6 protein-coding genes are annotated in these 6,806 nt (G+C 66.5%); 4 read left to right on the top strand and 2 right to left on the bottom strand.

All coding sequences use genetic code 11. From position 1 onward, the window contains the following. Positions 1–931: class I tRNA ligase family protein (locus G4L39_RS14965; RefSeq protein WP_240893812.1), on the top strand; the 931-nt coding region annotated here is incomplete at its 5' end. Between the two features lie 141 nt (positions 932–1,072). Here G4L39_RS14965 and G4L39_RS05195 read toward each other — a convergent pair. Next, positions 1,073–1,501: a secondary thiamine-phosphate synthase enzyme YjbQ gene (locus G4L39_RS05195; RefSeq protein WP_240893811.1), complete on the bottom strand. Its 429-nt coding sequence runs from the start codon at positions 1,499–1,501 to the stop codon at positions 1,073–1,075. A 102-nt stretch (positions 1,502–1,603) separates the two neighbouring features. On the opposite strand from G4L39_RS05195, the gene G4L39_RS05190 reads away from it, so the two are divergent. Beyond that, a complete protein-coding gene (locus G4L39_RS05190; RefSeq protein ID WP_165106443.1) occupies positions 1,604–2,575 on the top strand; it encodes a KpsF/GutQ family sugar-phosphate isomerase in 972 nt (323 codons plus the stop codon). A gap of 104 nt (positions 2,576–2,679) precedes the next feature. Continuing rightward, positions 2,680–3,414, top strand: coding sequence for a carboxylesterase family protein (locus G4L39_RS05185; RefSeq protein ID WP_165106441.1), 735 nt, complete (start codon positions 2,680–2,682; stop codon positions 3,412–3,414). Between the two features lie 50 nt (positions 3,415–3,464). Here G4L39_RS05185 and G4L39_RS05180 read toward each other — a convergent pair whose 3' ends face one another. Then, positions 3,465–4,586 (bottom strand): redoxin domain-containing protein, encoded by a 1,122-nt coding sequence (locus G4L39_RS05180; RefSeq protein WP_205880797.1) that lies wholly within the window; start codon positions 4,584–4,586, stop codon positions 3,465–3,467. A 443-nt stretch (positions 4,587–5,029) separates the two neighbouring features. On the opposite strand from G4L39_RS05180, the gene G4L39_RS05175 reads away from it, so the two are divergent. After that, a complete protein-coding gene (locus G4L39_RS05175) occupies positions 5,030–6,430 on the top strand; it encodes an RtcB family protein (RefSeq protein ID WP_343203304.1) in 1,401 nt (466 codons plus the stop codon). Positions 6,431–6,806: the final 376 nt, after the last annotated feature.

The following is a 6,806-nucleotide window of genomic DNA, read 5'->3' as shown; positions in this document are numbered from 1 at the left end:
CTGGAACGCCTGCCGCTTCCGCCAGCTTCAGGGCCCACCCACCCAAACGCCCCCCAACCCGAACCGCCTCACCGTCGACGATCGCTGGATCCTCCTCAAACTCGACACCGCCATCCGCGAAATCCACGACGCCTTCGCCCAATACCGTTTCAGCGAAGTCACCCAAACCCTCTACCGCTTCTTCTGGAGCGAATACTGCGACTGGTACGTCGAGGCCGCCAAAGCCGTCCTCCACGGCAATGACCCCGACCAAAAACAACATACCCTCGCCCTCATCGATTTCGTCCTCGAACACACCCTCCGCCTCTTCCACCCCTTCCTCCCCCACATCACCGAGGAACTCTGGCACGGCATGGGCTTCGCCCGGCGATACCCACCCGACCGGGGCGGCCGCACCCTCATGTTCGCCCCATGGCCCCGGCCACTCGACACCCAACTCCGGCAACTGTACCGGCTCGACAACGACGTGCTCGACTTCGTCAACGCCCGCTACGCCCTCGTCACCGACGGCCGCAACCTCCGTCGCCTCGCCGGGGTCCCCGCCAATCGCAAGGTCCGGTTCATCCTCAAACCCACCCGGCCCCTCGACCCCCACGACCAACGCGTGCTCGAGCTCCTCTTGCAGGCCGAAACCATCGAGATCGACCCGCAGGCCCAACCCCGCCGCGGCACTCCCACCTCGCGAACCGCCCTCGGAGACCTTTACCTCCCACTGGAAGGCGTCGTGGATGTCGCAGCCGAAACCGCCCGACTCACCCGCGAACTCGAAAAAATCCAGGGCGAAATCAGCCGGCTCGAACAACGCCTCAACGATCCCCAGTTCCAAGCCAAGGCACCTCCCCACGTGCTCCAAGAACATCAGCGGCGCCTGGCAGAATGGCGCGACAAGGCCGAACACACCCGCGCCGCACTGGAAGTCCTCCGGGGCTGACAACCGCCCCCGGGAACCTCCGCCCCCACCTCCAGCAGCCGTACCGGCGCCCGGAGTGCCACGCCGGCCGCGTACCAACCCGCCCGCAGCCGCGCCGGTGTGCACCTCTTGCCGGCACCGCCGCCGGGCCCCCCAGCGGCCTCACTCACCCACGAAATGCCCCACCACCACGCGCCGGTGCGGTTTCTGACGATGTTCCCACACGTAAATCCCCTGCCAGGTGCCCAGCGCCATCCGACCCGCCCGCACCGGAATGCTCAGGTTCACCGCCGTCAGCGCCGTCCGCACATGCGCCGGCATGTCGTCCGGCCCCTCCAATGTGTGCCGAAACAGCGCGTCCCCATCCGGCACCAGCCGGGCAAAAAACCGCTCCAAATCCCGGCGCACCTCCGGATCGGCATTCTCCTGAATCAGCAGCGAGGCCGACGTATGCTGAATGTGCAACGTCACCAGTCCGTCCCCGGCGCCGGCCTCCCGCAACCACGCCGCCACCTCGCGCGTGATCTCGTAAAAACCGCGCCCGCGCGTCACCACCGCAAATTCCCGCATCAACTGTCGGAATCCGCTCATCCCGCCTTTCCTGCCTCCACAACTCTCCCCGGCGGGGCACGGCCCCAACCCGCGAGTACCACCATTGCCAGCCCGCCGGTCCCTCTGGCAATCTACCCCACCGTGAGTCACGTGACCCTCGCCCGCAAGGTGTTCGACGTCGAACTGGCCGGCCTCCGGGCCGTCCGCCGCCAGCTCGACGAAACCTTCGACCGCGCCGTCGAAACCATCGTGGCCGCCCTCCGCAAACGCGGCAAGCTCGTCGTCACCGGCATCGGCAAATCCGGCAACATCGGCCACAAAATCGCCGCCACCTTCACCAGCACCGGTGCACCCGCCGTGGTCCTCAACAGCGTCGACGCCCTCCACGGCGACCTCGGCATCATCGCCGACGGCGACGTGGTCATCGCCCTCAGCTATTCGGGCGAATCCGATGAACTGGTCAACCTCCTGCCCGCCCTGCGCCGCTTCGCCATCAGCCTCATCAGCATCACCGGCAACCCCCGATCCACCCTGGCCCGGCACAGCGACCTCGTCCTGAACGTCCGCATACCCCGCGAGGCCTGCCCCTTCAACCTCGCCCCCACAGCCAGCACCACCGCCATGCTCGTCCTGGGCGACGCCCTCGCCATGGCCGTGCTCCATGCCCGCGGCTTCAAACGCAGCGATTATGCTCGACTGCACCCCGCCGGAGCCATCGGCCGCGCCATGCTCCTCCGCGTCGCCGACATCATGCGCACCGGCGAACGCCACGCCGTCGCCCCCGAACACCTCTCCGTCCGCGACGGGCTCCTTCTCATGACCCGCGCCAAATCCGGCTGCCTCAGCATCGTCAACGCACGCGGCAAACTCGTCGGCGTCTTCACCGACGGAGATTTCCGCCGGCGCATCCCCGAGGATGATCACCTCCTGACCCGGCCCCTCCGCGACGTCATGACGCGCAACCCCGTCTGCATCCGCCAGGACGCCCTCGCCGCCGAAGCCCTCAAAATCTTCGACCAACGCAACATCGACGACCTCATCGTCGTCAATCACAAGGGTGAACCGGTCGGCCTGGTGGATTCGCAGGACCTTCCCAAACTCAAGCTCATGTAACCCGCACACTCACGCATCAGTTCGCCATGAACCTCCTCCATCCACACCGGCCCGCCAGGACCCCACTGGGCATGGCCCTGACCCTGATCCTACCCGTTTTCACCATGAACCCATCCAGTCCCGCCGCCGAACCCCTGCAACGGTTCGAACAACACCGGTTCGAAACCCGCATCGTCCAAAACGTCCAAATCCGCTACCTGCTCTGGCTGCCGGGCGGAACCGGCGGCGCCCGGACCACCCCCGCGCGTTGGCCGCTCGTCCTGTTCCTCCATGGCGCCGGCGAGCGCGGCAACGACCTCGCCCGCGTCACCATCCACGGCCCGCCCGCCCTGGTCCAGCGCGGCACCAACTTCCCCTTCATCCTCGTGGCGCCCCAGTGCCCGGAAGATCAGCGTTGGGACCCCACCACCCTGATGGCCCTGTTGGAACACCTCGTTCGGAAACTCCCCGTGGACCCCACCCGGGTCTATGTCACCGGCCTCAGCATGGGCGGCTACGGAACTTGGAAGCTCGGTCTGACGTACCCGGAACGGTTCGCCGCCATCGTGCCCATCTGCGGCGGAGGCGAATGGATTGACGTGCGCCTGGCCGGTCGGACCCGGGCCGACGCGTTGCGCACCCTGGCCGTGTGGGCCTTCCACGGTGCCAGGGACAACGTCGTGCCCCTGAGCGAATCCGAACGCATGGTCAATGCACTCAAGGAACTCGGCGCCCGCGAGGTGCTCTTCACCGTCTATGCGGACGCCGAACACGATTCGTGGACCGTGACCTACCAGAAACCCGAACTGTACGAGTGGATGCTGCGCCACAGCCGGCCCGGTGCCGCCTGGCCGCACTGAGGCCCACCTCCGGACGATCCCGCCCTCAAAGCCCCAAACCCGGCCCGCCCTTACCAGGGTTTCCGTTCGTTCATGGCGCGCACAATGACGCGCCGCAACGCCAGGAAATCCACACTGCCCGTCTCGCGCCAGATCACACGCCCCTCCGGATCGATCAAAACCGTGTACGGAACCACACCCTGCCAGGTGGGATCAAACGCGTCGATCAACGCCTCCCTCTGCGCACTACCAAACAGCAGATTCCGACACGACGCCTGCTGCCGTTTCAGAAACTCCAGCACCCGATCCCGTTCGTCCGGCCGGTTCAACGACACCGTCACCAGCTCGAAGTCGCGATGCCGGTACATCCGCCACGTGGTCACAAACTCGCCAAACTCGGCCACACACGGCGCACACCAGGTCGCCCAAAACGCCACCAGCCGGAACTTGCCGCTTCCCTCGTTCCGCCGCAGGGCGCGCATCCCGGCTTCGTCCACCAACTCCAAACCCACCGGTTCCTGCGCCAACTTCGCCAAAAAAGCCCGGTTCTGTGGGATCTTGTCCGACCACTTGATCGAGCATCCCACCACCTTGGTCTGTTTCACCTCCGGATCCCGCCCCTCCAACAGCGCATCCAGCGCCTCCCGCAACCAATGGCGCTGAACCCGCTCCACCCGCTCCGAATCATCCACGCCCCCCACGTAGCGCAGCCGCCGCTGTTGATCGAACACAAACACATGCGGCGTGGCCACCGGACCATACGCACGCGACACCTCCTCCGCGTCCCCGGCATACAGGTACGGGAAATTGAACTGCCGCTCCCTCGCCCGCAGTTTCATCTCCTCAAACGAGTCGCCCATGTCGCTCCACCCCAGCTCGTCCAGTCGCACCGCCTCCGGCACGTTCGGACTGATCGCCACCAGGGCCACCCCCTTGGGCCGGTAGTCCTCTACAATCTGTTTCAACCGGGGTTCGTAATACTGCGCCGTGGGACAATGATTGCAGGTGAACACCACCACCAGAATCCGCGCCCCGGCGAAATCCTTCAGCGCCCAGCGCCGCCCATCCACCCCGGGTAAATCAAAATCCGGCGCCTGAGCACCCAGGGGCAGGGTTGTCACTTCCGCCCCCGCCAAAGCGCCCGCCCACGCAATCCAACCGCACAACCCGCCGAGGACCATCCACCGGTTCATGAGTCCAACGCTACGCCGGACACCGCCCCGACGGCAAGCAGCGAAAACATGGGCGCGACCCGCCCCAGCCATCCCAACCCGCCCCACCGCCGGCCTGCCACCAAACCCGGGCGCAGCACGGTCCCTGCAGCCGCGGACCAATGCCGGCCTTCTGACCCCGTGCCCACACCTCCACCCGGGCCAACCCTTGATGCGGGTTCCGCGCCAAAACCCCGGGCAACCAGAGCCGGCCCTCCAACCCGACGCACCGCAACCCCACCCGCGCTGCGCCGGGAACGGCACCGGCGCGAATCGCCCAAGCCCCGGCAACCGACGGACGCACCCCACCCACACCAACCGCGCAAGCCGCCGCTTCCCAACCCGCGCCACAGCGGTTAGTTTTAACCAACCGACCGAGCTCGGGCAGGCGAACGTTGACCATGACCCAACGAACGACCATGTCGATCACGGAACAAGAACTCCGGTCCCTGGGGGTGCCCGAAGGTGAACCCCTGCAACAGGCCGTTGCACTGGTCCGGGCATGGGAGGCCGCGGGCAAAGACCCGGAACAGATGCGGTCCGACATCAAGGCCGTACTGGCCGACCCCGAACCGTTCCGGGGCGATCCGGAGCTCGGGCGCCTTGCCCGCGCCCTTTCCGCCACTCCCACCATCCCCCTGCCCAACTCCGCTGGCGCGCCCTGGCGCCAATGGGGCCAGAAACTTGACGCCGAGGCCGTCCAACAAATGGAACGGGCCTGCCGCCTGCCCATCGCCCTCGCCGGTGCCCTCATGCCCGACGCCCACGTCGGGTACGGCCTGCCCATCGGCGGTGTACTGGCCACTGACAACGCCGTCATCCCCTTCGGCGTCGGCGTGGACATCGCCTGTCGGATGAAACTCAGTGTCCTGGACATACCGGTCCACGACCTCGAACGGCGCAAGGACCGTCTCATTCGCGCCATCGAAGCCGAAACCCGGTTCGGCGTCGGCGCCACCTTCCAACACCGTCGCGACCACCCGGTCATGGACGAGGACTGGTCCGTCAGCCCCGTCACCCGTCAGTACAAAGACCGTGCCTGGGCCCAGCTCGGCACCAGCGGCAGCGGCAATCACTTCGTCGAGTTCGGCATCCTCACCCTGCACGAACCTTTGCGCGGCCTGCCGCCCGGCCAGTACGTCGCCCTCCTCAGCCACAGCGGCAGTCGCGGCACCGGCGCCGCCGTTTGCGATTACTACAGTCGCCTCGCCCAGAGCAGACACCCCAAACTGCCCAGGGAACTCAAACACCTGGCCTGGCTGGACCTCGACACTGCCGAAGGCCAGGAATACTGGGCCGCCATGGAGCTCATGGGCAAATACGCCGCCGCCAACCACGCCTGCATCCACAAGCACATCGCCCAAAACCTCGGTGTACCCGTGCTCCTGGAGCTGGAAAACCATCACAACTTCGCCTGGAAAGAACGCCACCGCATCGGCGGCAGGGAACGCGAGGTGATCGTCCATCGCAAAGGTGCCACACCTGCCGGACCCGGCGTGCTGGGCATCATCCCGGGGTCCATGGCTTCGCCGGCCTTCATTGTTCGCGGCAAGGGCAACCCGGCTTCGCTCCACTCGGCCGCCCATGGCGCCGGCCGCGTCATGAGCCGCACCGCCGCCATGAAAAGGTTCAGTTGGAAAGAGGTTCAGCGCTACCTCAAGGAACGCGGCATCACCCTCATCTCGGCTGGTCTGGACGAGGTCCCCATGGTCTACAAGGACATCCACGAGGTCATGGCCGCCCAGGCCGATCTGGTCGAAATCGTTGCCCAATTCGATCCGCGCCTGGTCAAAATGGCGCCCCACGGCGAACGACCCGAAGACTGAACCGCCGGCCGCCCTCTCCGGCATTCCCTTCATCGGACCTCAACGCACACCCGGAACAACCCGCGCCTGCCGTCAACTGCCGGGCACCGGTCGGATTCACGGTCAGCCCCAAGGGTTCCCAACCGGCCCGGCCCCCGGACATCCACAAACCGGCAAGCCTTGCGCCGACGATTCCCGGGCAACCATGGTCCCCACCCACAGCCGGTCATCCCTGCTCTTGCTTCGCTTTACCGGTCCCGGACAAGCCGCGGACGCCGGTCTCCCTGCGCTTCAGACCAGCACGGGATGGACCGCCCTGACCGGGCCTCCGGTGGATTCCACCGCGTCTGGCGCCATTCCCGCACGACTGCAAAACCTCTTGCCCACCTCCGGCACC

The sequence above is a fragment of the Limisphaera ngatamarikiensis genome, assembly GCF_011044775.1.
Taxonomy (GTDB): Bacteria; Verrucomicrobiota; Verrucomicrobiia; order Limisphaerales; family Limisphaeraceae; genus Limisphaera; species Limisphaera ngatamarikiensis.
This window is presented reverse-complemented; position numbering and strand designations above follow the sequence as displayed.